Below are 22,808 nucleotides of genomic sequence, written 5' to 3'. Positions count from 1 at the left end.
AGGAGGCGGAGTCACTCTTCCGAGGGGCGGCGACGTCTTCTGCCTGTTCCTGCCGGCGGCCCCCGGTCAACGCCTGATCAGCGACCGCTCACCGTGCGGGTCAGGCCGAGGCCGTCGCCGTACGGATCCAGGCCGTCGTCCACGGGGGCAGCCGGTCGCCCGTGACGGGCGCGGAGGACAGCAGCAGTGTGCCGCCGGGCAGTGGCCGCGGCGTGTCCGACAGGTTCGTCAGGCAGTGCCAGCCGCCCGAGCGGCGGAAGTGCAGCAGCCCGTCGGCGGCCGCGTCGGGGCCGTCGGCCCACTCCAGGGTCTCGTCGGCGAGCAGTTCGCGGCGCAGCCGCAGTGCGGCGCGGTACAGCTCCAGGGGTGCGGCGGGATCCCCTTCCTGCGCCTCGACGGACAGTTCGCCCCAGTATGGCGGCTGCGGCAGCCAGGAGCCGCCGCTGCCGAAGCCGTACGAGGTGCCGCCGCGCCGCCAGGGCAGCGGCACCCGGCAGCCGTCCCGGCCCTTCGACCGGCCCTGGCTGCGGGTCCACACCGGGTCCCGCAGGTCGGCGCGGTCGAGGTCGGCGACCTCGGGCAGGCCCAGTTCCTCGCCCTGGTAGACGTAGCAGGAGCCGGGCAGCGCCAGCATCAGCAGCGTCGCGGCGAGCGCCCGGCGCAGCCCGTACTCCCGGTCGAAAGCGGGCCGCAGGCCGTCGGACAGCAGCCACGCCTCCTCGTCGCAGCCGTCCGGCAGGCCGTGCCGGGAGGCGTGCCGGATCACGTCGTGGTTGGAGAGCACCCAGGTCGCGGTGGCCCCGGCGGCACGGGCGTCGGCGAGCGCGGTGTCGATGGCGGCGCGCAGTTCCTCGGCGTGCAGGGCCGCCGTGAGGAAGTCGAAGTTGAAGGCCTGGCCGAGTTCCTGGGCCGTGGCGTAGGCGGTACGGCGGGAGTTGCGTACCCACGCCTCGGCGACCGCGACCCGCGGCGGGTCGTAGGCGTTGAAGACCTTGCGCCAGTCGCGGAAGATCTCGTGCACCTCGTCGCGGTCCCAGAAGGGGTGGCTGCCGTCCTCGGGCAGGTCGTCCGGTTCGTACGCCTCGACTCCGCCGATGTCGCGGAGCGGCGCGGCCAGGTCCTTGGCCAGGCCGTGTGCCACGTCGACGCGGAAGCCGTCCACCCCGCGGTCGGCCCAGAAGCGCAGTGTGGTACGGAAGTCGGCCCGCACCTCGGGGTGGTCCCAGTTGAAGTCGGGCTGCTCCGGGGCGAAGAGGTGGAGGTACCACCAGCCGTCGGGCAGCCGGGACCAGGCGGGGCCGCCGAAGCAGGAGACCCAGTCGGTGGGCGGCAGTTCGCCGTGCCCGCCCTTGCCCTCGCGGAAGACGTACCGTTCCCGCGCGGCGGACCCGGGCGCGGAGCGCAGCGCCTCCTGGAACCAGACGTGCTGGTCCGAGGAGTGGTTGGGCACGATGTCGACCATCACCTTCAGGCCCAGCCGATGGGCTTCGCCGACCATCGCGTCGAAGTCGTCGAGGGTGCCCAGGCGCGGGTCGACGGCGCGGTGGTCGGCCACGTCGTATCCGCCGTCGGCGAGTTGGGAGGGATAGAAGGGGCTGAGCCAGACGGCGTCCACGCCCAGGCCGGCGAGGTGGCCGAGCCGGGAGGTCACGCCGGGCAGGTCGCCGACGCCGTCACCGTCGGAGTCGGCGAAGCTGCGCGGATAGATCTGGTAGACGACGGCCTGCCGCCACCAGTCGCGGGTGCCGCGGCCGGCCGTTGCAGTGGCTGCGGCGGGGTGCTGTGCGGTCACGTGGCTGCCTTTCGGTGTGCGATACGGAGGTCAGGGCCCCTGCTCGCATCGCAGACCGGAACCAGGGCCGCCGCGCCGCGGCATCGCCACTGTTGCTGACATCCCGTCTTCACCGCCGGTCGAGCCGATGGCCGGCAGGCGGCCTCGCGCGCGAGGCCGCCGAGCGAGCCGTGGACCGGCATCCGGCGCGGCGACCTCGGTGTCCGGGACGCAGGACAGGGCCCGCTCCAGGTGGTACCCACCGCGGCCATGCGGAACCACCGGGATCGTCACGCCGACGACGCACACATCCACTGGTCGCTTTCGGCCGCGTGTCGCGCCTCGTCACGCCGTGGAGGACGCGGCGCGCAGCACGGCGATCACCTCGTCGTCACCGACCTGGTCGAAGTCGTCGTACCATTCGCCGACCGCCCGGAAGTGGTCCGGCCGGCGCAGGACGAACACCCGGTCGGCCTCCTCGGACAGTTCCGCGACGGCGGTGCGGGAGCCGACCGGGGCGGCGAGCGCCAGGTGCGCGGGCCGTCGGCGGCGCAGGTGGCGCAGGGCCGCGAGGGCGGTCAGGCCGGTGGCGAGGCCGTCGTCGACGAGGAGTACGGTCCGCCCGGTGACACGGGGCTCGGGGCGGCCCGCCCGGTAGAGGTCCTCCCGGCGGTGCAGCTCGGCGCGTTCGCGTGCCACGGAGGGGGCGAGCCGGTCCTCGGCCAGGCCCAGGAACCGCAGGGCCCGGTGGTCGAAGACGGGCTGTTCCTCGTCGACGATGGCGCCGATCCCCGTCTCGGGCGAGCCGGGTACGCCGATCTTGCGGACGACCAGCACGTCGAGGGGCGCCCGGAACTCCTGGGCGACCTCGGCTGCCACGGGGACACCGCCGCGCGGCAGGGCGAGTACGAGCGGGTCGGCCGCGCCGTACGGCCAGGTCGCGGCGTCGGCCGTGGCGGCCGTGTCATCGGGCGCCCCGGCCACGGCCCCGTAACCAGCCGGACGGTCGGTCCCATCAGCCGTACGGTCGGACGAACCGGCCGCGTCGTCGTCCGGTGCGCGCAGCCACTGGGCGAGGGCCCGGCCCGCGTGCCGGCGGTCGGTGAAACGCGTGGGTGCCATGGGTGCTCCTTGCCCTCGGTCGTCGGGGGCCCTCGGGGGCGTGCGGGAGGAGGCGGGTCACTGGCCCGTGGGCCAGGTCTCCTCCTCCCCTTCGGCGGATGGTTCGGGGTGCAGCGGGGTCAGGGCGTGGGTGCGGTCCAGGTACAGAAAGGCGTCGTAGCGCTGGGCGAGCGTGGTGGGGACGTAGTTGGCGTACGCGTCACGCTCGGGCCGGTAGACGACTCCGATGGCCCGGTGGTCGCGTCGCACACCGGCCCAGCCGGCCGGCGCCGGCGCCTCCGGGTGCAGGCCGCCGCCGGTGTCCCGCGGCGGGAAGACGAACAGCGCCCGCTCCTCGGGCAGAGCCTGGTGGAGCAGTTCCTCCACGCTGCCCGGGCGGGCCTCGGGGACGCGCAGCGTCCGGGCCGGCGCTCCCCAGCGGCCGCCCGCCACGACCGTCCCCCGGTACGAGCCGAAGCCGACGAGCACGACACCGTCCGCGGCGTGCCGTTCCCGTACCACCTGGCCGACGCTGACCATTCCGGCCGGGGCCATGGCGGTGGCCCGCGCGTCGCCGACGTGCGTGTTGTGGGCCCACACCACTGCTTTGGCACCCGGCCCGTGATGCGCCGTCAGGCGGTCCAGGGTGTCGGCCATGTGATGGTCGCGGATGTTCCACGGCTCGGGCCCGCCGCGGACCAGCGCCCGGTAGTAGCGCTCCGCTCCGGCGAGGGTCTCGGCGTTCTGCAGTGCGGCGAGGTCCGCCACGGACGGCGTGTCCTCCGGCCGCCGGGCCCGTTCGCGCAGGGCCGTCAGGAGCCGGACCACCTCGGGTTCGCACCCGGAGGGCAGCATCCGGGTGGCCAGGGCGTAGGTCCGTGGGTCCTGGCCGTACGGTTCGAGACACCGGTACGCCTCCTCCGCCCGCCCCACCTGGTCCGGGTGGTGCTCGCCCAGGTAGGCCAGCACTGCCTCCAGCGACTCCCACATGCTGTAGACGTCCAGGCCGTGGAAACCGACGCGCTCCCGGGGCGGCAGGCCGGTGTTGTGCGCCCGCAGCCATCGGGCGAAGCGCGCCACGTCGGTGTTGGCCCACATCCACCGTGGCCAGCGGCTGAAGCGTTCCAGCGCCTGTCGCGGGTCCTCGGGAGCGCCGGGCGCGGCGGTGACGGAGCAGTGCAGGTCGAGGCAGTCGGGCCAGTCGCCCTCGACACCGACGAAGGAGAACCCTTTCTCCGTGATGAGCCGCTGAGTGAGCTGTGCCCGCCACCGGTAGTAGTCGGCGGTGCCGTGCGACGCCTCTCCCAGGAGGACGTAGCGGGCGTCGCCGATCCGTTCCATCAGCGGGTCCAGCGTGGCGGGGCCGGTCAGCGGCAGGGCGGTGTCGAGGATGCGCGTCAGGTCGGAGTCGAGCGGCTCAGCGGCCATCGCCGCCCCTGGCGCCGGGCGGCCGGGAAGCTTCACCGGAGAGCGCCGGCGGGTGCAGGAACCACTCCCTTGCCGCTTCGGTCACCCGCTCCAGGGTGCCGGGCTCCTCGAACAGATGGGTCGCCCCGAGCACCACTTCCACCTCGCACGGCGCGTGGATCCCGGCGGCGGCCTCGCGGTTGAGCCGCAGTACCTCGGTGTCCAGCTCCCCGACCAGCAGCAGCACGGGCGCCCGTACGTGCTCCAGCGCCTCCCCCGCCAGATCGGGCCGGCCGCCCCGGCACACCACGGACCGGATCCGGGCGGGCCGCCGTTCGGCCGCCACCAGGGCGGCCGCCGCCCCCGTACTCGCACCGAACAGGTGCAGCGGCAGGTCCCGGGTGGCCGGGTGCTCACACAGCCAGTCGACCGCCGCGACCAGCCGTTCGGCCAGGAGCGGGATGTCGAACCGGTGCCGCTCGGAGACGGCGTCCTCCTCCGCCTCCTGCGTGGTCAGCAGATCCGGCAGCAGGGCGGCGAGGCCGGAGCGGCGCAGGGCGAGGGCGACCGCGCGGTTGCGCGGGCTGCGCCGCGAGCTGCCACTGCCGTGGGCGAAGAGCACCACGGCGCGCGGCGAGTCCGGCAGTTCCAGGTCGCCGTCGAGCACCACCCCACCGGGTGCGGACACCGTTTCGTGCGTTGTCACTGCGTCCTCGCCTCGTTCCGTCGTTCGGCCGAGCGCCCGCGCCGCCGCGGCGCCCCTCCCGCCACACCGCACCGCGGCCGCCCGGGGCACGGCATTTCCGGCCCTCACCGTACGCGTGCCGGGCCGTGGCCGGATGTATCGCCTGGGTCAGTGTGTCGGAGTCGGTCGCCACCGCGCCCGTGCGCCGGCGGCGTCCGGCGAGGAGGTCGCGGTTCTGGACGACCTGCGGGTACCGCCGATGATCCTGCGGGAAGGCACCGGGAGATTCCCGGAGAAACCCGACCTGGCGTCGGAGAGGGAATCCCGACCTGGCGCTGGAGGAAAGGGATCTCGCGGAGGTGCGTCTCGTGTTCCACCCGGCGTCGTACAAGAGCGTCCCGCACTCGTTCCAGCAGCCACTCGATTACCTGGACACCGTGGGCTCCGGCCGGTATCTGTTGACCATGCGCACGAAGGCGGATGAGCCCGTGCCAAGATGGCGCCGTGCCGTTCATCCACAACGATCACTATCTTGATCTCTTGCTCCGCGAGCTACCCACACCCTGCCGAAGAGCCCTCGATGTGGGCTGCGGTACCGGAACGTTGGCCCGGAAACTGGCACTCCGCGGAATCGACGTGGACGCCGTGGACGCGGATGGCGCCGTCATCGCCGGCGCACAGAAACAGACTTCTGCGATCGGGCCCCCCGGGCGCCTCCACTTCCAACAGGCCGATATCACCGACCTGGCCCTGCGGCCCGACACCTACGACTACATCGCGTGTGTGGCCAGCATTCACCACGTCCCGTTCGACACGGTGAAGAAGCTGCGTACCGCGCTGAGCGCGAACGGCGTCCTGGTGATTCTCGGCTGCTACCGGGATTCCGCTCTCCGGGACCACGCCATGAGCCTCCTGGCCGCTCCGGTGAACGCCATCTGCCGCACCGTGGTGTTCCTCCGGGAAAAGTTCTCCGGGGCCCCCTCAAGCACGAACAACCAACATCCCCCTGCCCCCGTCGCATCTCCATCCATGTCCTTCACGGAGATCCGGGAATCCGCCGCCGCCCACCTGCCACGGAGCCGGATGCGGCGCCTCCTCTTCTGGAGATACCTCCTGGTATTCCGTAACTCCGAGCGTACGGCGGGGCAGTGACCGGGCCCGAGGGCCGGAAGGCTCCCCCCCGCCTCCCGTCGGCTACGTCCTCGGCGCGACGTGCGTCGCGTTCAACGACGCCGGGCGGCGATGCCGGAACCGAAGCCGCCGACAGATCCGTAACGCCGCAAACCCTGGCCGACGCCTGGGAGTTCGCCTACGCGGTGACCTTCCTCACCCCCGGCGCGGCCAGTTACGTCAACGGCAGCACCGACAAAGATCACCCGGAGACCGTCATCGCCGGACCCGTCGATCCCGATCGGCAGCCCCAGGTCACCCGAGGCGCCCGCTGGCCTCAAGTTCGCACCTCCAGAAGGGCTTGTCCGACGTGAGGTCGGTGCCGAAAGTGTCGTTGATCCGCTGAGCGGCGGAGGACGTGAGGTGGAGATCGGCGCCGTCGACGCTGACCTTGAACTTGCCTGTCAGCTCGGCCTTGCCGTGAATGCTGGAGGACGGGATGTCGTAGGACAGGATCTGGCTGGGGGCGTCGTCCTCGTGGGTTCCCTCCCGGGTCTTGGTGGTGACCGTGAGCGAGACCGTGCCGGAAGGCACGGTGCCCGAGGGGTCGACGAATTCCATGCTGCTGCCGTCCCGGTTGCGCAGGACGAAGCCGCCGCTGCCGGAGATCTGTCCTTCGAGGCGGATGGAGACCCGGCCTTTGATCGGGGACCAGCGGACCTTGTCGCCGGGCAGTGTCGCGGCGGGCGCGACTGCTTCAAAGCTGACCTCCTTGTCCTTGAGGGCTTTCGCCGCCTGCTCCGTCAAGGCGCACTCCACCGACCCTTCGGCGATGGTCCCGATGGACACGTTGGCTGCGTAGGCGGCGGTCAGTGTCCCCACCACCGTGACCGCGACGGCAGCGAGGACGAATCGACGACGCATGGAGATACCTCTTTCTCTCAGCTTTCTCTCGGCTTCTCGGCTTCTCGGCTTCTCGGCTTCTCGGCTTCTCGGCTTCTCGGCTTCTCGGCTTCTCGGCTTTTCTCGGCTTCTCGGCTTTTCTCGGCGGTCTTCCGGCCGGGGCTCGGGGCACGGCCCAGCGGCGAAAGAGCTGATCGTGGGGCGGCGAGGATCGGCCTGATGGCCTCGGCGGCTTGGGCGCCGGGCGTGGGCTGCTGAGCTGCTTACGGAACCGGCACAGGGCTCACAGCCGCCCCGCGGCACCGAGCCGGCACGGTGGCCGACCGGGGTCCGGCGAGCGGCACGACGCCTGCCGTACGGGCGTTGCCGTAGACGTGGCCGTGTCTGCGCGTTGACAGGGACTTCGCAGGTGAGGCATGCCCGGCCGACTGCCCTTCATGCGGCCGCCATCCGAACGAGTGAAAGGGCGGCACGAGCGAAAGGGCAGCGGTGAGCGCCCCTCTGCCGGGAACGGCTCGTCAGGTGCCGGGGCGGCGCGCTCAGCTCAGGCAGCACCAGCGACGGCCCGGGTCCGCCGCGCCCCAGGACGGCCTGCTCACCAGCAGACGCTGCCACACTGCCGCGCCCGCGCAGTCGTCGGGCAGCGACGCACAGCGGGAACGCAGGTCGTCGTGCGCGTGGGCGACCAGAGCGGAGCGGACACCGGCGGCCTCGTCCAGGAACGCGCCGATCACCTCGGCGGCCTGTGCCGTCTCGCCCACGTCCAGCAGCAGGAACCCGAGCCGCGCTCCGGCCAGCAAGCGGGCCCGGCGGTGCCCGGGAGGCAGCGACCGCACGGCGGTGCGCATGGCGGTGACGGCCTCGGGCAAGGTCCCCTGCGCTCCCAGGACTTCGGCCTTCCGCCAATGCACATGGGCCCGCCCGACGGCCTGGTTCTCCGCCTGATCCTCAGACTCGCCGACGGCGTGGCCCTGTTCGCCGAGCAGTTCCTCGGCGCGGCGGAGCCGGGACAGGGCGCCACGGTGGTCGGAAAGGTCTGCCAGGCAGGCCGCGAGGTGTCCCGTCCGCCGCGCGCGTACGGTGCTCGCGCAGCCGGGAGGTGTCGCTTCGAGGGCGGCCTCGGCGAGGCCCAGCGCTTCGCGCCGCTGCCCCAGGAACCGGGCGTGGACGCTTATCCGGTGCAGCACCAGGGCCTTGGCCTCCTGATCCGACGCCTGCTCGGCCAGGTCGAGAGCCGTCCGGTAGTAACTCCGCGCCACGTGATGGAGCTGTGAGTCGAAGGACATGGTCCCGCACAGTGCGGTGAGCCGGATGGTGAGACCGCACAGTTCCTTCCAGGCCGGTCCGCCCGCCCTGGTCTTCAACCGGTTGGCGATGTCGCAGGCCAGGTACTGGACGAGGGCGGTGCGCGCGTGCCCGCCTCCGTAGACGGCGTCCAGGGTGGTGAAACAGGTGAGCATCATCCGGACCGAGTCGGCCTCCTGCCGTCGGCCCCATGGGCGCGTGGAGTGTGCGGCAGGCGTCCCCGCCTCGTGGTCCGGCCGAGTGCCGGGGGCGGCGAGCGTGGTGTGCGGCGTGCCGGGCAGGTCCTCGCCGTATCCTGGCACGGCGTCCCAGTCACTCAGCCGGGCCAGTCGTTCGGCCACCTCGACGCCGTCGGCAATGCCCTGCCGGACGTCGTCCGGAGCGGTCAGTCCGGTGGTGGCGACGGTGATCGGACGGCCCAGTCGGCGGGTCAGCACGTCGGCGATGAGGTCGGGGACGGGCGGGCGCGGTCTGGCACCGCGTAGCCAGTGCGCGACGCTGGTGCGGTCGTAGAAGAGCCGCAACCCTCGCTCACGGCCCGCGGCGTTGACCGCACGCGCCAGTGCTTCCTGCGTCATCGCCGACTGCTGGAGCAGAGCGCGCAGCCGGAGGTTGGCTCGCCGACTGCCGTGCACGGCGCCTCCTGAGCGTGTTCACCACCGGGGGCGAACGCCACGGGGAGGACCGTGGTCCTGGCCCGGGGAGAATGCCCTCCATATGTGAATATAGGGAGCTTGCTGCGGGAATCGCAGGCGTTCAGGGACACATCAGCGGATCAGGGGCACGGGTCCGGCCCCGGTGGCGTGTCGGGCGGCATGCGCGACGCCACCGTGGGGGTGGGGGTGGGCGAGAAGGTGCTTCCGGCCGGTGGGCGCGTCGACGGGTCCGGCAGCCGTTCGGCCTGCCCCGGCGTCCCACGGACCGCGGGGGCGTCCCGCGCGCCGGTACCCCCAGGCGCCGGGGCCGTACCGGCCCGGGACCTCGCCTGCCGCACGACGGCACGGAGCACCCCCTTACGGATCACCCCGCCGGCCCAGCGGATCACCCGCCAGTACGACCGGAACTTCCTCCGCGCCGCCTCGTCGGTGGCCCGGATCATCGTCGTCGTCGAGACCCGTGTGCCGCCGGCGTGCGGAAAGAGGTCGAACGTCATGACGGCCTTGGCGTACCCCGGCGTATCGAACCGGGTGAACTCCTCGCCGGTGGCCACGATCCGGTACTCCGGGACGAGTTTCCAGAAGGTGCCGATCCGGCCGAGCGCCACGGTGTGCGGGCGGTCGCCCGCCAGCGGGGTGAAGCCCGCGGTGACGAGCTGTTCCAGCAGCGGGACGCGGCCTCCGGCGGCTCGGGGACGTCGCCCCGTCAGCCGCGCGGGCAGGGCGCGCACGGCGAACAGGGCCCTGGCGACAGGTACGTCCTGCACCGTTACCCGGTGGAGCAGTTCCCAGACCGCCTCTGCCTCGGCGGGCACCACGACGGAGTGGGTCTCCTCTTCGTCCGCCGGGCCGGCCAGACAGGAACGTACGTCCGTTGTCACAGCGACCTCCCGGTCGACGGGCGGCCAGGGTGCGTACCGGGCGTCGCGACACCGCGAAGGTCCATCCGAAGCGCCCTAGCGATAGCCATAGGCATGCCAGTTGTCGAGGACGCGGCGCTGTACCTCCGGGGGCCAGCCGTGGCGGAAGTCGGCGACGACGGGACGCTCGCCCGGCGGATACCGGTCCCCCAGGAGGCAGTTGTGCACCACCTTCGTGGTGCTGCACGCGACGCGCTCCGCGCCGTCCATGAAGACCGGCAGGTACGAGGCCAGGCGGCCCGGGTAGGGAAAGGCGCCGTTTCCGGGGTGGGCGCGGCTGGCGAAGGCGTAGACGAGCTGGCGCACGTCCGTCAGGTCGACGTCGTCCTCGATGACGAGGATCTTGGGGATGGCCATGCCGGTCTTGCTGCCGAAGACCGTGCCGGCGATCGCGTCGCACAGATCCCGGGCGGACATGCCGAGTTCGGGGTGCCAGTCGGGGTCCACTCCGACCGCCAGCCAGTGCCCGGCCGATTCGGGGACCATCCAGCACAGGGTGGCGGGCAACCCCTCGGCCTGGAGCAGGTGCAGGCACTCGGCCGCGTGCGGGATGCCCCAGGCCGTGTGGTTCTCCTCCACCGGTGGGCCGGCGGTGACGACGGGCAGAATCGGGTCGTCGCGGTGGGTGACGGCGGTGACGTTCAGCACCGGTCGCGGTACGGCGTCACCGGTCAGATAGCCCGGGTACTCGCACATCGGGCCCTCCAGTGCCGTTTCCGTGTGCGAGATGTGTCCCTCGATGACGATCTCGGCGGTGGCCGGCACCTCCAGCGGTACGGTCTCGCACCGCACGGTCTCCAGGGGCTCACCGAAGTACCCGCCCAGCAGGTCGAGTTCGCTGACGCCCGCGGCGGCGGGCATTCCGCCGACGTAGGGGAGGCCGGGCTCGACGCCGAGGGCGACGGCGACGGGCATCGGCTCGCCCCGCCGCTCCCACTGCGCCTTGATCATGCCGATGTGCTGGACCGGGGGCACCAGGCACGCCAGGCGCCGGCCGTCCACGAGCATCATGCGGTTCACCGAGGCGTTGGTCCACGTCCCGTCCGGGGTGCGCACCACGTTCATGCCCCAGGTCTGCAGATACCGTCCGCCGTCGCCCTGGTGCAGGAACGGTACGGGCAGCCGCAGCAGGTCGACGTCCGGGCCGAGGTGGACGTTCTCCTTGCACGGCGCCTCCTCCCGCGTCACGATCAGCGGCGGGATTCCGTCGAGGGACCGGCAGCGGGCCAGCCCCGTCACGATCTCCCGGCCGGACGCGGACGGGGACAGGCCCAGCGCGCAGGCGATCCGGCAGAATGTGAGGCCGGGGCGGTCGCTGAGGCCGCCCGGCGCGCCCAGCACGCGGTGCCCCGGCGCGATGCCCTTGATCGAGGTGAACAGCGGGGCGGGGGCGCGCAGATCGTACGAGCGCCGGATCACCGCGCCCATCTCCAGGTTCCAGTCGACCTCCACATCGATGGGCTGGAGGTCTCCCAGATCCTCCAGGACCGTGAGGAATTCGCGCAGCGAACGCAGATGCTTCATCGGACACCTCCGGAGCGAAGTACCGCGCGTCCGCACCCGTGCAGGGTGCCGCTCGCGACGGATGCCCTTCCCCGTGGGAGGGAAAGCGGCTGTGGGAGGGAAAGCGGCTGGACGACTCGACGGCAGTTTCGGGGTGCGGCTCACCGCACGTGGCACCGGACCGCCGTACGGGGAACCGGCCCGCCGACCGTCTTCGGCCGGGCGGCGCGGCGCCGCAGCAGGCGCACCGGCTGGTGACAGGTCCGCCCGTTCCACGGCTCCGGGAGACGGGTTTCCCACGCGATGCCGGTGACAGCGCCATTGAGCATGGCCCGGCGCGCACTCGACGTGGCCCGGTATCCCGCCCTGCGCGCCCCGCCTTTATCCGTGCGAGTCCTCACCAGTGCCTACCCGGGTTCACCGGCCCGGAAAAGTGTCCGGTGTTGAACGTGTTGAAACCTGCTGGTCGGGACATTCAACATCGGCCACCCTTTACTGTTCGATGCCGTACATGCATTCATGAGAAGGCGCCGGAAACACGGAAGGAATCGGCGAGTCCGCAGATGACATCGGCAACAGGACGGCGATTCATGGTTAATCCTTGCGCGGTGGTGACCGGCGGGTCCCGGGGTATCGGGCGGAGTATTGTCGAGCGGTTGGCCCGTTCCGGGTTCGATGTGGCTTTTTGCTACCGGGCCGCGGAAGCAGCGGCCGGGCACCTCGCCGAGCAGGTCGAAGCGGGTGGCACCCGTTGCCGTGGCGCGCGCGTCGACGTCACCGACCACCGTGCGGTGGACGTGTTCGTCGCCGAGGTGGAATCCGCGTTCGGCCCCGTACAGGCGCTGGTCAACTGCGCGGGAATGACACGGGACGCTTCGCTCGCCCTCATGCGGGAAGAGCAGTGGCGCACCGTTGTCGACACCAATCTCGGCGGCACCTACCATTTCTGTCGCAGCCTGGCGTTACGTATGTCCAAGCGGCGCCAGGGCGTGATGGTGAACATTTCGTCGGTGAGCGGAATTCACGGGATTGCCGGTCAGTGCAACTACTCGGCGTCGAAAGCGGGAATCATCGGCCTGTCCAGGGCCATGGCCAAGGAAATGGCGCGGTACGGGGTACGGGTCAACGTCGTGGCGCCGGGTTTCATCGAGACGGACATGACGGCCGGCCTGCCGGAGCGGGCCCGCAAGGCGGCGCTGGAGAGGATTCCGCTCGGCCGCTACGGCCGCCCCGAGGACGTCGCCGACACCGTGGCCTTCCTGGTTTCCGACCGGTCCTCGTACCTCACCGGGCAGGTCATCCAGGTGGACGGGGGCATCGTCCTGTGACGTCCGTCGGTCTCCCCGCGACGGCCGCGGCACGGGGCGCGGCCCTCCCCTGGAACGCTCTCGACGAGGTCCGCTGCCTGCCCGGGCTCACGGTGCGGGCCACCAAGGTGGTGCGCCACCGCGATCCCTACCTGTCCGGGCACTTTCCGGGGTTCCCCCTCTATCCAGGGACGTTCGTACTGGAAGCAGTGCGGCAGGCGGTTCATGCGCTGGTGCGGCACCACTGGGGGCCTGCCGCCCGCACGGTACTGTCCGCCGTGCGTTCGGCCCGGTTCACCGCGCCGCTGCCGGCCGGCGACACCCTCCGCCTGTCGGCGACCGGCACGCTCCACGCCGACGCCCCGGATCTGCTCCGTATCGATGCCCGGTGCCGACGCCGTGACGGCCGGCAGTCGGCAGCCCTCCGGCTGGACTTCTGCCTGCGCTCCCCTCCCGGCCCCCGGCCCGCCGCCCCTTGTTCGCATCCGGGTGGGGCCGAGCCACGCGGGACCGTTCTGGCGTACCGCGACCTGATGGACGTGCTGCCGCACCGGCACCCCGCACTGCTGGTGGACCGCGTCGTCGCACTGGGCCCCGGACGGCGCCTGACGGCAGAGAAGACCGTCGACCGCGGTGAGCCGTGTTACGCCGGACTCGACGGGCGGACGGCTCCCGACGGGTTCGCCTACCCGCCGTCCTTGCTGTTCGAGTCGTTCGGCCAGGCGGGCGCCGTGCTCTGGCTGCGGAGCGGCGCTCCTGACGACCGTGCGCGTGGCGTACCGGTCTTGGGCCACCTACGCGCCTGCACCTTCCACCGCCCGGTGTTCCCGGGCGAAACGGTGCGCCACGAGGTGTGCGTCGAGCACGCACGCGGCGCCGCCGTCACGCTCAGCGGCACAAGCCGGGTCGACGGCCGGCGCGTGCTGTCCGTCGGCTTCGCGCTGGCCGTCGTACGTCCGGTATCCGTTCTGACGGGCGGCAGGCGCACCGTCGCCGCCCTGCCACCGCCCGACGACCCCAGGGAGACGCCATGACCACCGCCGCCACACAGCTCTTCGAGGAACTGCGGGAGATGACCGCCGAGGTACTGGAGGTCGACCCCGCGGAACTCACCCCCACGAGCCGCTTCGTCGAGGACCACGAATCCGACTCGCTCCAGGCGATCGAGCTGCTCGCCCGCATCGAACGGCGCTACGACATCGAGATCCCGCAGGAGGAGCTGGCGAACATGAGCCACCTCCAGGCGGTGTACGACATCGTCGAGAAGTGTTCCGGACGGCGGGGGTGACATGGCCCGCCGGGTCGTCATCACCGGCGTGGGGCCGGTGTCGAACATCGGCATCGGGGTCCGCGCCTTCACCGACGCGCTGCGCCAGGGCCGCAGCGGCACCGCGGAGTTGACCGGCGCCGACTTCGCCGACTTCCCCACCCGCTACGCCGGAGCCGTCACGGACGCCGACCCGTCCTCCATGGTGGCGCGGCTCTCCCCGGACCAGTGGGGGCGGGCCTCGCTCTTCGGGGCGGCCGCGGCGCGGCTCGCGGTGCGCGACGCGGGCCTGGACCCGGCCCGGCTGCCGCGTCACCGCGCCGGGGTGAGCATGGGGACGACCGGGGGCGAGAGCGGTCTCGTCGACCAGGGCGTGGTCCGGTGGAACGCCCAGGGGCTGGGCCGCCTCGACCCGCATCTGGCCCGGCGGCTCCCCGCCTCCCGGATCGCTGACGGCGTCGCCCGCGAGTTCGGCTGGACCGGCGAGGCGGTGACCATCGCGAGCGCCTGCGCGGCGGGCAACTACGCGGTGGGTCACGCCTATGACGCCGTCGCCCACGAGGAGGCCGACTACATGATCGCGGGCGGGGCGGACTCCCTCAGCCGGTGGGGGTACGCCGGGTTCTACCGGCTGGGCACGATGGCCGCGCGGATCTGCGCGCCCTTCGACCGCGACCGGGACGGCATGCTGCTCGCCGAGGGCGGCGCCGCGATGCTCCTCGAACCGCTGGAGTCCGCCCGCGCCCGGCAGGCGCGCATCTATGCCGAGGTGCTCGGTCACGGCCTCAGTTGCGACGCCGACCACATGGTCGCGCCGAACACCGGCGGCATGGCGACGGCCATGCGCCGCGCCCACCGCAACGCCGGAGTGGCAGCCGGCGAGATCGACTACATCTGCGCCCACGGCACCGGAACACCGGCCAACGACGCGGCCGAGTGGCGCGCCGTCCTCGATGTCTTCGGCAGCAGCCCGCCGCCCACCAGCTCCGTCAAGTCGATGCTCGGTCACACCATGGGTGCCGCCGGTGCCTTCGGGGTGCTCGCCTGTGCCGTCGGGCTGGCCGAGGGGTTCCTGCCGCCCACCGCGCACCACCGGCAGCCCGACCCCGGCCTCCCCCACCTCGATCCGGTGCCGGGCCGGGGCCGCCCGGCCCGGCTGCGCCGGGTGCAGAACAACGGTTTCGCCTTCGGGGGCAACAACGCCGTCACCGTGCTGGGGAGGCCGGAATGAGGGCCCTGACGGCACCACCGGTCATCACCGGCTGGGGCGTCGTCTCCCCACTGGGCATCGGCGCGGCCGCGTTCACCGAGGCCGTGCTCAGCGGCGCGGGCTGCGCGGGCTGCGCGGTCGACATCTCCGCCATGTTCGACGAGCCCCTCCCCCGTGACGTCGCCTGCGTCCTGCCCGGCTTCGACGTCCGGGAGCACCTCGGCCGCAAGGGGACCTCCGCCTACGACCGGGTGACCGCGCTGACCGTCGTCGCCTGCGGTCTGGCCCTCCGGGACGCGGGGCTCCACGCACCCGGCCCGGCGACCGAGGAGACCGGTCTCGCCCTCGGCACGAACCTGGGGAGCGCCCGTTCCACCTGGGAGTTCGGCCGGGAGACCTATCTGCGGAGCCGTCCCCATCTGGTGAGTCCGCAGCTCTTCCCCAACGCGGCGATCAACTGCGCCGCCGGGCAGGCGGCCATCCGGTACGGGCTGCGCGGGGTCAACGCCACCCTCGCCGCGGGGCCGCCGGCCGCCCTGACGGCACTGCGGTACGCCCGCAACGCCCTGCGCGGGGGACACGCCACCGCGATGATCGCCGGAGCGGCCGAGGAGTACTCCCCGCAGAACGCCTGGCTCGCCCGCCACTGGCACGGGGGCCGGGAGGCCCGGCTGCTGGGCGAGGCCGCGGCCCTGTTCGCCCTGGAGCCCGCGGCGGAGGGGGCCACGGGCCGAGGGCGCGCGGAGCTGCTCGCCGTCGAGCTGGCCGGCGGCGAACCGGCCCCGGAGGCGGTGTCCGCGACCGTGGAGGGCTGCGCCAGGCGCGCGCTGGCCCTGGCGCGGGTGGCCCCGGAGGAGGTCGACCTGGCCGTCACCTGCGGCGGCCCGGCGGAGTGTCCCCGTACCCGGGCCGAGGAGGAGGTGCTGGACCGCTTGCTCGCGCAAGCGCGTTGCCGCCGCTTCCGCGTCGCGGACACGGCCGGAGACTGCCTGGCGGCATCCGCCGGAGTGCAACTGGCCACCGTTCTGGCCCGGTTCGGCTCTCCGGAACGCAGTCCGGACCGGTCGGTCGCCCTGGTCACCTCACTCGGCTGGGACGGAGCGGCCGGAGCCGCCGTACTCAGGAGGTGCCCCGATGACCGCAGTGATCACCGGCTGTGAAGCGCTCACTTGCTGGGGCGACCGGCAGCAGACGTTCGCGGCCCTGCTGGACGGGCGGTGCGGAGCGGCCCCGCTCCGCCACCTGGACGGCGCCCGGCTCGGCGTCACACACGGCTACCAGGTGGCGGACGGCGACGAGGAACTCCCCCGGCGCCCCAGCCGCTGGCTCACCCGCTGTGTGGCCGCCGCGGTCCGTGCCTCCGGGCTCGACACGACCGGCCGGCGGATCAGCGCCCTGGTGGGCACCGGTCTGCGGGAGATTCGCGAGCTGGAGCGGTGGGAGCCGGACGCCGAGCCACCGCACCCGGCCACCCTGCACTTCACCGAGGCCGTCCGGTCGGTCCTGCCCGAGGCGGCCGAGGTCGTCACGCTCGCCAACGCCTGCGCGGCGTCCGGCCACGCGCTGGCCCTCGCCTGCGATCTGCTGGACTTCGGAGACGCGGACGCGGTGCTCGTCGCCGGCAGTGACGGCCTCGCCGCGAGCATGCTCGCCCTGGTGGGCCGCACGGCCGCGGTCCCCGCCGAACGGGTCCGCCCCTTCGACCGGGACCGCAGGGGCGTCCTGCTGGGCGAGGGGGCGGTCGCCCTGGTGCTGGAGCCCGAGGCGACCGTGGCCGCCGAGGGCCGCGACGCGCTGGCCCGCGTACGCGGTGTCGGCCTGTCCTGCGACGCCCGTCACGCGACCGCCCCCGACCCCGAAGGCATCGCCCGTGCCGTCCGGGACGCCCACCGCCGGGCCGGCGTCACCCCGCGGGACGTGGACCTGGTCATCGCTCACGGCACGGGCACGGCGCTCAACGACCCGGTCGAAGCCGCCGTCCTGCGGGAGATCTTCGCCTCGGCCGCCCCGGCCGGTCCTCTGCTGACCGCGCTCAAGGGCGCCATCGGCCACACCTCGGGCAGCTCGGCGCTGCACAGCGTCGCCGTCGCACTGGACATCTTCCGCACCGGACGCGTTCCGCCCGTCACCGGGCTGCGCCGGCCCATCGACGAACTGCGGGGCGTACGACCGGTGATCGGGTACGCCGGCACCGCCTCGGTGCGCCGGGCGCAGATCAACGGGTTCGGCTTCGGCGGGATCAACGCCGTCGGCGTACTGGAGGCGACGCCATGACCACCCCGCACGACGAGGCCGCCGTGACGGCCTTCGCCCTCGCCCTCCCGGGGCAGGGGCCGCGCCTGCCCGGCGGCCTGCCCGTCGCGCGGCACACGCCCGAGGAAGCGCACCTGCTGCTGGGGCGAAAAGGGCTGCTCGCCAAGGAACCGGCGACCCGGCTCGCCCTGTGCGCCGCGCACTTGGCGCTGGGGCTGCCACCGGGCCGGCCGGCGTCCCCGCCGCCGGCGGCGGAGCGTACCGCCGTGGTGGTCAGCTCCCACCTCGGGAACGTGCACAGCGTCCGCCGGGCCGCCCACGCCGTACGCCACGGCTCGTACCGGGACATCAGCCCGCTGTCCGGACCCAACATGTCCGCCAATGTCATCGCCGCCACCATCGCCCTGCGCTACGGCCTGACCGGCCCGAACCTCACGGTCTGTTCCGGAACCACCAGCGGCTTGGCGGCCCTGCGCCTGGCCGTCCTGCTGCTCCGCGCGAGCCGCGCCGAGCGGGTGGTCGTGGTCGGCGTGGAGCCGGACGACGCCACCGCGCGCGCTCTCCGGGCCGCCCACGCCCCGGCGGGCCACGGGACGCGCCACCGCGCGCAGGCCGCCTGCGTCATCATCGAACCCGCGGCCACCCGGCCTCGCACCGATGCGCTGCTCCTGGGGCGGTTCACCCGGCACGGCTCCCGGCCCCCCGCCCTGCCCGCGCCGGACGGCTCCTCGGCAGCTCGACCCGACAGCATCGTGCCGCCCCCGCCGGGACCGGCCGACGATGCGGACGGCGTCGTACGGGCGGCGGTCGCGGCGGCCTGGCTGCGCGGGTGTGCCGGCTCCGGCTGGGTACGCGTGACCAGCGGAGACCACGCCGACGGTTACGTCTCGGCCCTGCTCCGGCGCCCCGGACAGGCCGACCGGCGGCGAAAGGCAGACCGAGGATGACCCGTCGGTCCGCATGGCACCCGCTCCAAGGGAACGCCGCCCGCGCCACTCCCCGTCCCGGGGTGATCGCCGCCGCCCACGGGCTACAGGGCGATTGGCGCATGTGGGAGCCGTTGGCCCGGCACCTGCCGGCCGACGTCCGCGTCTACGCCCTCGACCTGCCGTGGCGCGCCGGGAACGACTACCGCTGGCGGCGTACCGCCGACGCACCCCGGCACCTGGCGCAGGCCCTCCGCACACTGCCGGAGCGCCCCGATCTTCTCGTAGCCCATTCCTTCGGCGCCAACGCCGCGCTCGGATACCTGACGCGCGCACACTCCGGGACGAGCCGCCTGCGGGCCGCGGTGCTGGCGGCGCCCTTCTTCCGCACCTCGAACGCTCCCGCCGACCGGGACGCCTTCGCACGCCACCGCGAGACCCTCCAGGTCCTCATGGCCGAAGCGGTACGCGGCCGAGTCGGGCACCGCGCCCAGGGCCTGGGGGAAGCCGTACTCGCGTCCATGGCGCGGACGGCTGCCGCCCGGCTGCCCCCGCAGGCTCTCGTGGCACTCCGCGACAGCTACCGCACCTCCGGCACCCTCGATCTGCGCGCGGTCCGGGTCCCCGTTCTGGTGGTGGCCGGCGAGGACGATCCCTCAGCCGGCGTCGACCAAGGACGCGCCCTGGCCGAAGGTCTTCCCACCGCCGCGCTCCGCGTCCATCCGAGCGTCGGCCACTTCCTCACATACCAGGCACCCGAGCCATTCGCAGCAGACATCGAAACACTCCTCACCCTGTTCCCTGAAACCGAAACCGCCGCCTCCCCCCTGCTCTCTCTTCTCAACGGCCTCCCGGCGGGGGCAGTTCCAGGAATCCGGACGTACCCGTGAATCACCCCACCGCCGGCTGTGCGGGCGCCGCGTCCGACGAAGTCCGCACGTCCGCCTCCCCTGGTCGGGCCCGTATGTCCGTCCCCTCCGACAGGCCCGTACGTCCGCCTCCCCTCGGCTCATCCGGACCGGCCGCACAGCACCTCATGGAGACCACCGTGAACGCGCCGCGCCACACCTTCGACACCACCACAGCCGGCCGCCCGCGCCACGAGGGCGTCAACGTCCGTACCTGGGCCGGATTCAGACAGTACCTCTGCCTCCTGGAGGAGGCCGTACTCGACCACTTCCACCGCTCCGGCCCCGGCGCGCGCAGGTTGTACGAGGAGTTCGGCCACGGACTCGACATCGTGGAGTCGACCGGTACCTACTCCGCGCCCCTGCTCCTGGACGAGACCACCCGGACCCGGCTGACCGCCACCGAACCGGTGCCGCGCCAGGGCCTGCGCCTGAAGGCCCGGATGACGATCAACGCCCCCGAACAGGCCCGGCCGGTCTTCCGTGGCACGGCCAGGGTGGCCCTCGTCGCCGACCGGGACCGTACGAACCGCCCACCCTTGCCGCCCGAACTCCAGCCCCTACCGCCCGAACTCCGCCCCCTGGCCGTGGACTCCGTCGACGCCGTGGCCCATCCGGCCCTCCCCGCCGGAAGCCCCCCGACACCGCTGCGCCTGCCGTCACCGACCGCCCCCGAACCCGTCCTGCCCGACCCCGGGTCGAATGCCCTCCTGTGGCGCCGGCGCGTCCCGTACTTCCACTGCCACTACGACCGCCGCATGCAGCACGCGGGATACGTGCGGATCCTGGAGGACGTCGTCGACCGATACCTGGCAGCCCGGGGCATCGCGATCGGCGACCATCTGGCCACGCGCGGCCTGGTGCCCGTCGTGCACCGCACCCGCATCCGGATGCTCGCGGACGCGTTCATGGAGGAGCGCCTCCACACCGTCTTCGCGGTCACCGACATCATCCGCGGCACCCTCTTCGACGCCCGCATGGACTGCTACGTCCGGCGCGGCGACGCACTGGTCCCGACGGCGACGGCGACCATCACCCACGGCTACGCGCACACGACGGGTGAACGCACCGGCGCGCCGGCCGAGCTGGACGAACCCATCGTCAAGGCCCTCCTGGGAGAACCGCGATGAAACCCCCGCCCCGCCTCTACTTCAGCCTGCGGTCCCCCTTTAGCTGGATGGCCCTGCGGCGCCTGGAGAAGCTGTATCCCCAGGCGCGCGAGCACATCGACCACCGGCCGTTCTGGGAACCCGGCCAACAGATCACCGAAGAACTCACGGCCCGTGGCCACGGCTTCCACTATGCGCAGATGAGCCGTGCCAAACACCGCTACATCCTGCAGGACACCAGACGACTGGCCACCCGCCTCGGTTACCGCATGGTCTGGCCCGTGGACGGACCGTGCCCCTGGTGGGACCTGCCGCACCTGGCCTGGCTCAAGGCGCGGCACATCGGACGGCACCACGAGGCGTACGTGCTGATGGCCGCCGCCCGCTGGGAACGCGGCGAGGACATCTGCGACGCCGTCACCCTGCGCCAGGCGCTCGCGGCGGGCGGCGAGGAACTGGCCGTTCTCGTGGAGGCGGTGCACGACCCGCAGATCCGCGCCGAAGCGGTCGACGCACTGGCCACCGCGTACGACGACGAGGTCTTCGGCATCCCGTACTTCGCCGTCGGCTGGCACCGGTTCTGGGGGCTGGACCGAGTCGAGGACTTCGCCGCGGAGCTGGCCGGCCAGCAGCCGAGCGCGCCCACGGGACCGGACGTACACACCGGGCCTGCGGGGCCGGACGAACGCACCGTGCCGCTCACCGCGCCGCCACATCAACTGCTCGACCGCTTGGGTGCGTACGACTCGGACACTGCCGGGGGTTGTGGCTGACTGGCAGTGGCCGGTACGGGGCCGGGGTTCCGGGCGGCGTTCCAGGGGTGCGGGGGGAATGTGGGGCTGCCGAGGGAGTTTGGGTGGGTGTGGTATGGCTCGATCCGAATGGCGGGATGGGGAGGAATGAGCCGATGCGTAATGGTGTCGTGACACGACCGTGGTGGGCTGGCAAGGTGACGGGACGAGCTCGGACAGCCGCCGGCCGGCAGGCGTCAACCAGACCCATCGACATCGACTGCGAGAGGGTGTGGAACGTGGCAGAGCAGACCGCTGCACCTGGATCCTTCTACCGGGGCATCAACGCCGTGGTGAGGGCCAAGGGCAACGACCCCATCACGTGGCTCCTCAAGGACAACTCCTACGTGCGTTACGACATGCGGGAGAACCACGGCTTCGACGGGTACCCGAAGCTCATCGAGGGCAACTGGCCCGGTCTGGTGGACACCTTCGGGCGCCGTATCGACGCCGCGCTCAACCGCCGTGACCAGCCGCAGATCGTGTACCTCTTCAAGGACAGCCAGTACGTCCGCTACGACCTGGACTCCGACAAGATGGAGCCCGGCTATCCGCTGAGCATCGCGGAGGGGTGGAAGGGGCTGCCGCCGGACTTCCAGCTCGGCATCGACGCGGCGGTCAACCACCAGAGCAATCCGAACGTCAGTTGGTTCTTCAAGGACGATCTGTACATCCGTTACGACGTCCCCAACGACAAGCTCCTCGGCGGACCGACGCCCATCCTGCGGGGCTGGCGCGGGCTGCCGGAGACCTTCCAGCGGGGTGTCGACGCGGCCGTCAACTCGGTGCTCGACACGGACAAGGTGTACCTGTTCAAGGACGACCAGTACGTCCGGTACGACCTGGTCAGCGACAGGACCGACAGCGGCTACCCGCTGCCGATCGAGGGCAACTGGAACTTCTTCGCGTGAGCCGCGGAGCATGACGCTCGTGGCAGCACGGCGCCCCGCCCGGCTGAATCCGGGCGGGGCGTCCATGTGGGTGCCCGGGGCTGCCCTGCGGGCCACCTGCTCGCGGCTGTGTCCTCCCCGCTCAACGCCGCCAATGCGGCCAGTCGTTAGTGAGACGTTAGTCGTACAGCGATAGATCATCAGTGGTGGTCGACAGGCTTGTCCTCATCAGCCGAGGCATCGCCGATGCCTCACGAGAAGAGAACGAGGACGACATGTCGCACCGCACCACACTCCGCCACTGCCGCAAGGCTGCCGCCGCCGTGGTGGTCGCCGCGGCGGCGTTCGGGCTCACCGCTTGTCAGGACGGCGGCTCCGGTGCGTCGCCCTCGTCCGCCTCCGCGAGTGTGCGGCAGGCCCCCGCCCCCAGCGGCAAGGCCACCCGGGACGCCACCGACGGTGCGTCGTCGGGTGCCGCCAAGAAGCCTGGGAAGAAGTGCACGGACCAGGCCGACTACGCGGGTGACCCGCGCTCCAACGCGGAGATCAACTCCATCGGCCAGGACACCGGAAGCTGCCCGGTGCCGAAGCGGGAGAAGGGCGGCACGCCCGCCGGTACGCCGAAGAAGCCCGGAATGAAGTGCACGAACCAGATCAACTACGCGAGCGACCCGCGCTCCAACGCCGAAATCAACTCCATCGGCGAGGACACCGGTTACTGCCCGCCGGCCCAGCAGCGGTGAGGTGTGGGGCGGGTGCGGTTCGTGGACCGGACCCCGGGCACGG

General features: G+C 72.5%; 21 protein-coding genes. 13 read left to right on the top strand and 8 right to left on the bottom strand.

What is annotated here, in order from left to right:
* Positions 1–100 precede the first annotated feature (100 nt).
* The 4 genes from ACH4EB_RS31220 to ACH4EB_RS31205 all read right to left on the bottom strand — a co-directional run bounded on the left by ACH4EB_RS31220 (position 101) and on the right by ACH4EB_RS31205 (position 4,985).
* Positions 101–1,792 carry a glycoside hydrolase family 13 protein gene (locus tag ACH4EB_RS31220; RefSeq protein WP_398351427.1) on the bottom strand — a complete coding sequence of 564 codons (1,692 nt, stop codon included), beginning with the start codon at positions 1,790–1,792 and terminating at the stop codon, positions 101–103.
* A 324-nt stretch (positions 1,793–2,116) separates the two neighbouring features.
* On the bottom strand, positions 2,117–2,893 hold the full coding sequence (locus ACH4EB_RS31215; RefSeq protein ID WP_398351426.1) for a phosphoribosyltransferase: 777 nt from the start codon (positions 2,891–2,893) through the stop codon (positions 2,117–2,119).
* Between the two features lie 57 nt (positions 2,894–2,950).
* Complete coding sequence (locus tag ACH4EB_RS31210) at positions 2,951–4,300, bottom strand: erythromycin esterase family protein (RefSeq protein ID WP_398351424.1); 1,350 nt, start codon at positions 4,298–4,300, stop codon at positions 2,951–2,953.
* Positions 4,290–4,985, bottom strand: a complete 696-nt coding sequence (locus ACH4EB_RS31205) for a dienelactone hydrolase family protein (RefSeq protein WP_398351422.1) — start codon at positions 4,983–4,985, stop codon at positions 4,290–4,292. The genes ACH4EB_RS31210 and ACH4EB_RS31205 overlap by 11 nt, the downstream gene beginning before the upstream one ends.
* Before the next feature lie 483 nt (positions 4,986–5,468).
* Between ACH4EB_RS31205 and ACH4EB_RS31200 the strand changes: the two genes are divergently transcribed.
* Positions 5,469–6,116 carry a class I SAM-dependent methyltransferase gene (locus ACH4EB_RS31200; protein WP_398351421.1) on the top strand — a complete coding sequence of 216 codons (648 nt, stop codon included), beginning with the start codon at positions 5,469–5,471 and terminating at the stop codon, positions 6,114–6,116.
* Positions 6,117–6,389: 273 nt separating this feature from the next.
* Here ACH4EB_RS31200 and ACH4EB_RS31195 read toward each other — a convergent pair whose 3' ends face one another.
* The 4 genes from ACH4EB_RS31195 to ACH4EB_RS31180 all read right to left on the bottom strand — a co-directional run bounded on the left by ACH4EB_RS31195 (position 6,390) and on the right by ACH4EB_RS31180 (position 11,382).
* Positions 6,390–6,998: a hypothetical protein gene (locus tag ACH4EB_RS31195; RefSeq protein WP_398351419.1), complete on the bottom strand. Its 609-nt coding sequence runs from the start codon at positions 6,996–6,998 to the stop codon at positions 6,390–6,392.
* Between the two features lie 518 nt (positions 6,999–7,516).
* On the bottom strand, positions 7,517–8,917 hold the full coding sequence (locus ACH4EB_RS31190; protein WP_398351418.1) for a hypothetical protein: 1,401 nt from the start codon (positions 8,915–8,917) through the stop codon (positions 7,517–7,519).
* A gap of 140 nt (positions 8,918–9,057) precedes the next feature.
* Entirely contained in the window at positions 9,058–9,819 is a 762-nt protein-coding gene (locus ACH4EB_RS31185; RefSeq protein WP_398351417.1) for a hypothetical protein, read from the bottom strand.
* A 75-nt stretch (positions 9,820–9,894) separates the two neighbouring features.
* Positions 9,895–11,382, bottom strand: a complete 1,488-nt coding sequence (locus ACH4EB_RS31180; protein ID WP_398351416.1) for a UbiD family decarboxylase — start codon at positions 11,380–11,382, stop codon at positions 9,895–9,897.
* A 542-nt stretch (positions 11,383–11,924) separates the two neighbouring features.
* Between ACH4EB_RS31180 and fabG the strand changes: the two genes are divergently transcribed.
* The 12 genes from fabG to ACH4EB_RS31120 all read left to right on the top strand — a co-directional run bounded on the left by fabG (position 11,925) and on the right by ACH4EB_RS31120 (position 22,765).
* Positions 11,925–12,689, top strand: a complete 765-nt coding sequence (gene fabG, locus ACH4EB_RS31175) for a 3-oxoacyl-[acyl-carrier-protein] reductase (protein WP_398351414.1) — start codon at positions 11,925–11,927, stop codon at positions 12,687–12,689.
* Positions 12,686–13,702 (top strand): 3-hydroxyacyl-ACP dehydratase FabZ family protein, encoded by a 1,017-nt coding sequence (locus ACH4EB_RS31170; RefSeq protein WP_398351413.1) that lies wholly within the window; start codon positions 12,686–12,688, stop codon positions 13,700–13,702. Before fabG ends, ACH4EB_RS31170 begins: the two co-directional genes overlap by 4 nt.
* Positions 13,699–13,956 carry an acyl carrier protein gene (locus ACH4EB_RS31165; protein ID WP_398351411.1) on the top strand — a complete coding sequence of 86 codons (258 nt, stop codon included), beginning with the start codon at positions 13,699–13,701 and terminating at the stop codon, positions 13,954–13,956. The genes ACH4EB_RS31170 and ACH4EB_RS31165 overlap by 4 nt, the downstream gene beginning before the upstream one ends.
* 1 nt (position 13,957) lies before the next feature.
* A complete protein-coding gene (locus ACH4EB_RS31160) occupies positions 13,958–15,166 on the top strand; it encodes a beta-ketoacyl-[acyl-carrier-protein] synthase family protein (RefSeq protein ID WP_398351410.1) in 1,209 nt (402 codons plus the stop codon).
* A complete protein-coding gene (locus ACH4EB_RS31155; protein WP_398351409.1) occupies positions 15,163–16,305 on the top strand; it encodes a beta-ketoacyl synthase N-terminal-like domain-containing protein in 1,143 nt (380 codons plus the stop codon). The genes ACH4EB_RS31160 and ACH4EB_RS31155 overlap by 4 nt, the downstream gene beginning before the upstream one ends.
* Positions 16,280–17,419 carry a beta-ketoacyl-[acyl-carrier-protein] synthase family protein gene (locus ACH4EB_RS31150; RefSeq protein WP_398351407.1) on the top strand — a complete coding sequence of 380 codons (1,140 nt, stop codon included), beginning with the start codon at positions 16,280–16,282 and terminating at the stop codon, positions 17,417–17,419. Before ACH4EB_RS31155 ends, ACH4EB_RS31150 begins: the two co-directional genes overlap by 26 nt.
* On the top strand, positions 17,416–18,345 hold the full coding sequence (locus tag ACH4EB_RS31145) for a beta-ketoacyl synthase N-terminal-like domain-containing protein (protein WP_398351405.1): 930 nt from the start codon (positions 17,416–17,418) through the stop codon (positions 18,343–18,345). Before ACH4EB_RS31150 ends, ACH4EB_RS31145 begins: the two co-directional genes overlap by 4 nt.
* The gene (locus ACH4EB_RS31140) at positions 18,342–19,214 is read left to right on the top strand and encodes an alpha/beta fold hydrolase (RefSeq protein ID WP_398351404.1); all 873 of its coding nucleotides are present in this window, start codon (positions 18,342–18,344) and stop codon (positions 19,212–19,214) included. The genes ACH4EB_RS31145 and ACH4EB_RS31140 overlap by 4 nt, the downstream gene beginning before the upstream one ends.
* 158 nt (positions 19,215–19,372) lie before the next feature.
* Positions 19,373–20,362 (top strand): acyl-CoA thioesterase, encoded by a 990-nt coding sequence (locus tag ACH4EB_RS31135; RefSeq protein WP_398351403.1) that lies wholly within the window; start codon positions 19,373–19,375, stop codon positions 20,360–20,362.
* Positions 20,359–21,114, top strand: a complete 756-nt coding sequence (locus ACH4EB_RS31130; RefSeq protein ID WP_398351402.1) for a 2-hydroxychromene-2-carboxylate isomerase — start codon at positions 20,359–20,361, stop codon at positions 21,112–21,114. The genes ACH4EB_RS31135 and ACH4EB_RS31130 overlap by 4 nt, the downstream gene beginning before the upstream one ends.
* A gap of 257 nt (positions 21,115–21,371) precedes the next feature.
* Positions 21,372–22,043 carry a hemopexin repeat-containing protein gene (locus tag ACH4EB_RS31125; RefSeq protein WP_398351401.1) on the top strand — a complete coding sequence of 224 codons (672 nt, stop codon included), beginning with the start codon at positions 21,372–21,374 and terminating at the stop codon, positions 22,041–22,043.
* A 185-nt stretch (positions 22,044–22,228) separates the two neighbouring features.
* Positions 22,229–22,765 carry a hypothetical protein gene (locus ACH4EB_RS31120; RefSeq protein WP_398351399.1) on the top strand — a complete coding sequence of 179 codons (537 nt, stop codon included), beginning with the start codon at positions 22,229–22,231 and terminating at the stop codon, positions 22,763–22,765.
* Positions 22,766–22,808 lie beyond the last annotated feature (43 nt).

Origin of the sequence: Streptomyces sp. NPDC018045, assembly GCF_044327445.1 — a bacterium.
Lineage (GTDB): Bacteria > Actinomycetota > Actinomycetes > Streptomycetales > Streptomycetaceae > Streptomyces.
This window is presented reverse-complemented; position numbering and strand designations above follow the sequence as displayed.

Excerpts from the sequence above, each read along its gene's own strand:
- ACH4EB_RS31215 (WP_398351426.1), bottom strand. The coding sequence starts at position 2,893 with ATGGCACCCACGCGTTTCACCGACCGCCGGCACGCGGGCCGGGCCCTC.
- ACH4EB_RS31210 (WP_398351424.1), bottom strand. The coding sequence starts at position 4,300 with ATGGCCGCTGAGCCGCTCGACTCCGACCTGACGCGCATCCTCGACACC.
- ACH4EB_RS31195 (WP_398351419.1), bottom strand. The coding sequence starts at position 6,998 with ATGCGTCGTCGATTCGTCCTCGCTGCCGTCGCGGTCACGGTGGTGGGG.
- ACH4EB_RS31180 (WP_398351416.1), bottom strand. The coding sequence starts at position 11,382 with ATGAAGCATCTGCGTTCGCTGCGCGAATTCCTCACGGTCCTGGAGGAT.
- fabG (WP_398351414.1), top strand. The coding sequence starts at position 11,925 with ATGACATCGGCAACAGGACGGCGATTCATGGTTAATCCTTGCGCGGTG.
- ACH4EB_RS31165 (WP_398351411.1), top strand. The coding sequence starts at position 13,699 with ATGACCACCGCCGCCACACAGCTCTTCGAGGAACTGCGGGAGATGACC.
- ACH4EB_RS31160 (WP_398351410.1), top strand. The coding sequence starts at position 13,958 with ATGGCCCGCCGGGTCGTCATCACCGGCGTGGGGCCGGTGTCGAACATC.
- ACH4EB_RS31155 (WP_398351409.1), top strand. The coding sequence starts at position 15,163 with ATGAGGGCCCTGACGGCACCACCGGTCATCACCGGCTGGGGCGTCGTC.
- ACH4EB_RS31150 (WP_398351407.1), top strand. The coding sequence starts at position 16,280 with ATGACCGCAGTGATCACCGGCTGTGAAGCGCTCACTTGCTGGGGCGAC.
- ACH4EB_RS31145 (WP_398351405.1), top strand. The coding sequence starts at position 17,416 with ATGACCACCCCGCACGACGAGGCCGCCGTGACGGCCTTCGCCCTCGCC.
- ACH4EB_RS31140 (WP_398351404.1), top strand. The coding sequence starts at position 18,342 with ATGACCCGTCGGTCCGCATGGCACCCGCTCCAAGGGAACGCCGCCCGC.
- ACH4EB_RS31130 (WP_398351402.1), top strand. The coding sequence starts at position 20,359 with ATGAAACCCCCGCCCCGCCTCTACTTCAGCCTGCGGTCCCCCTTTAGC.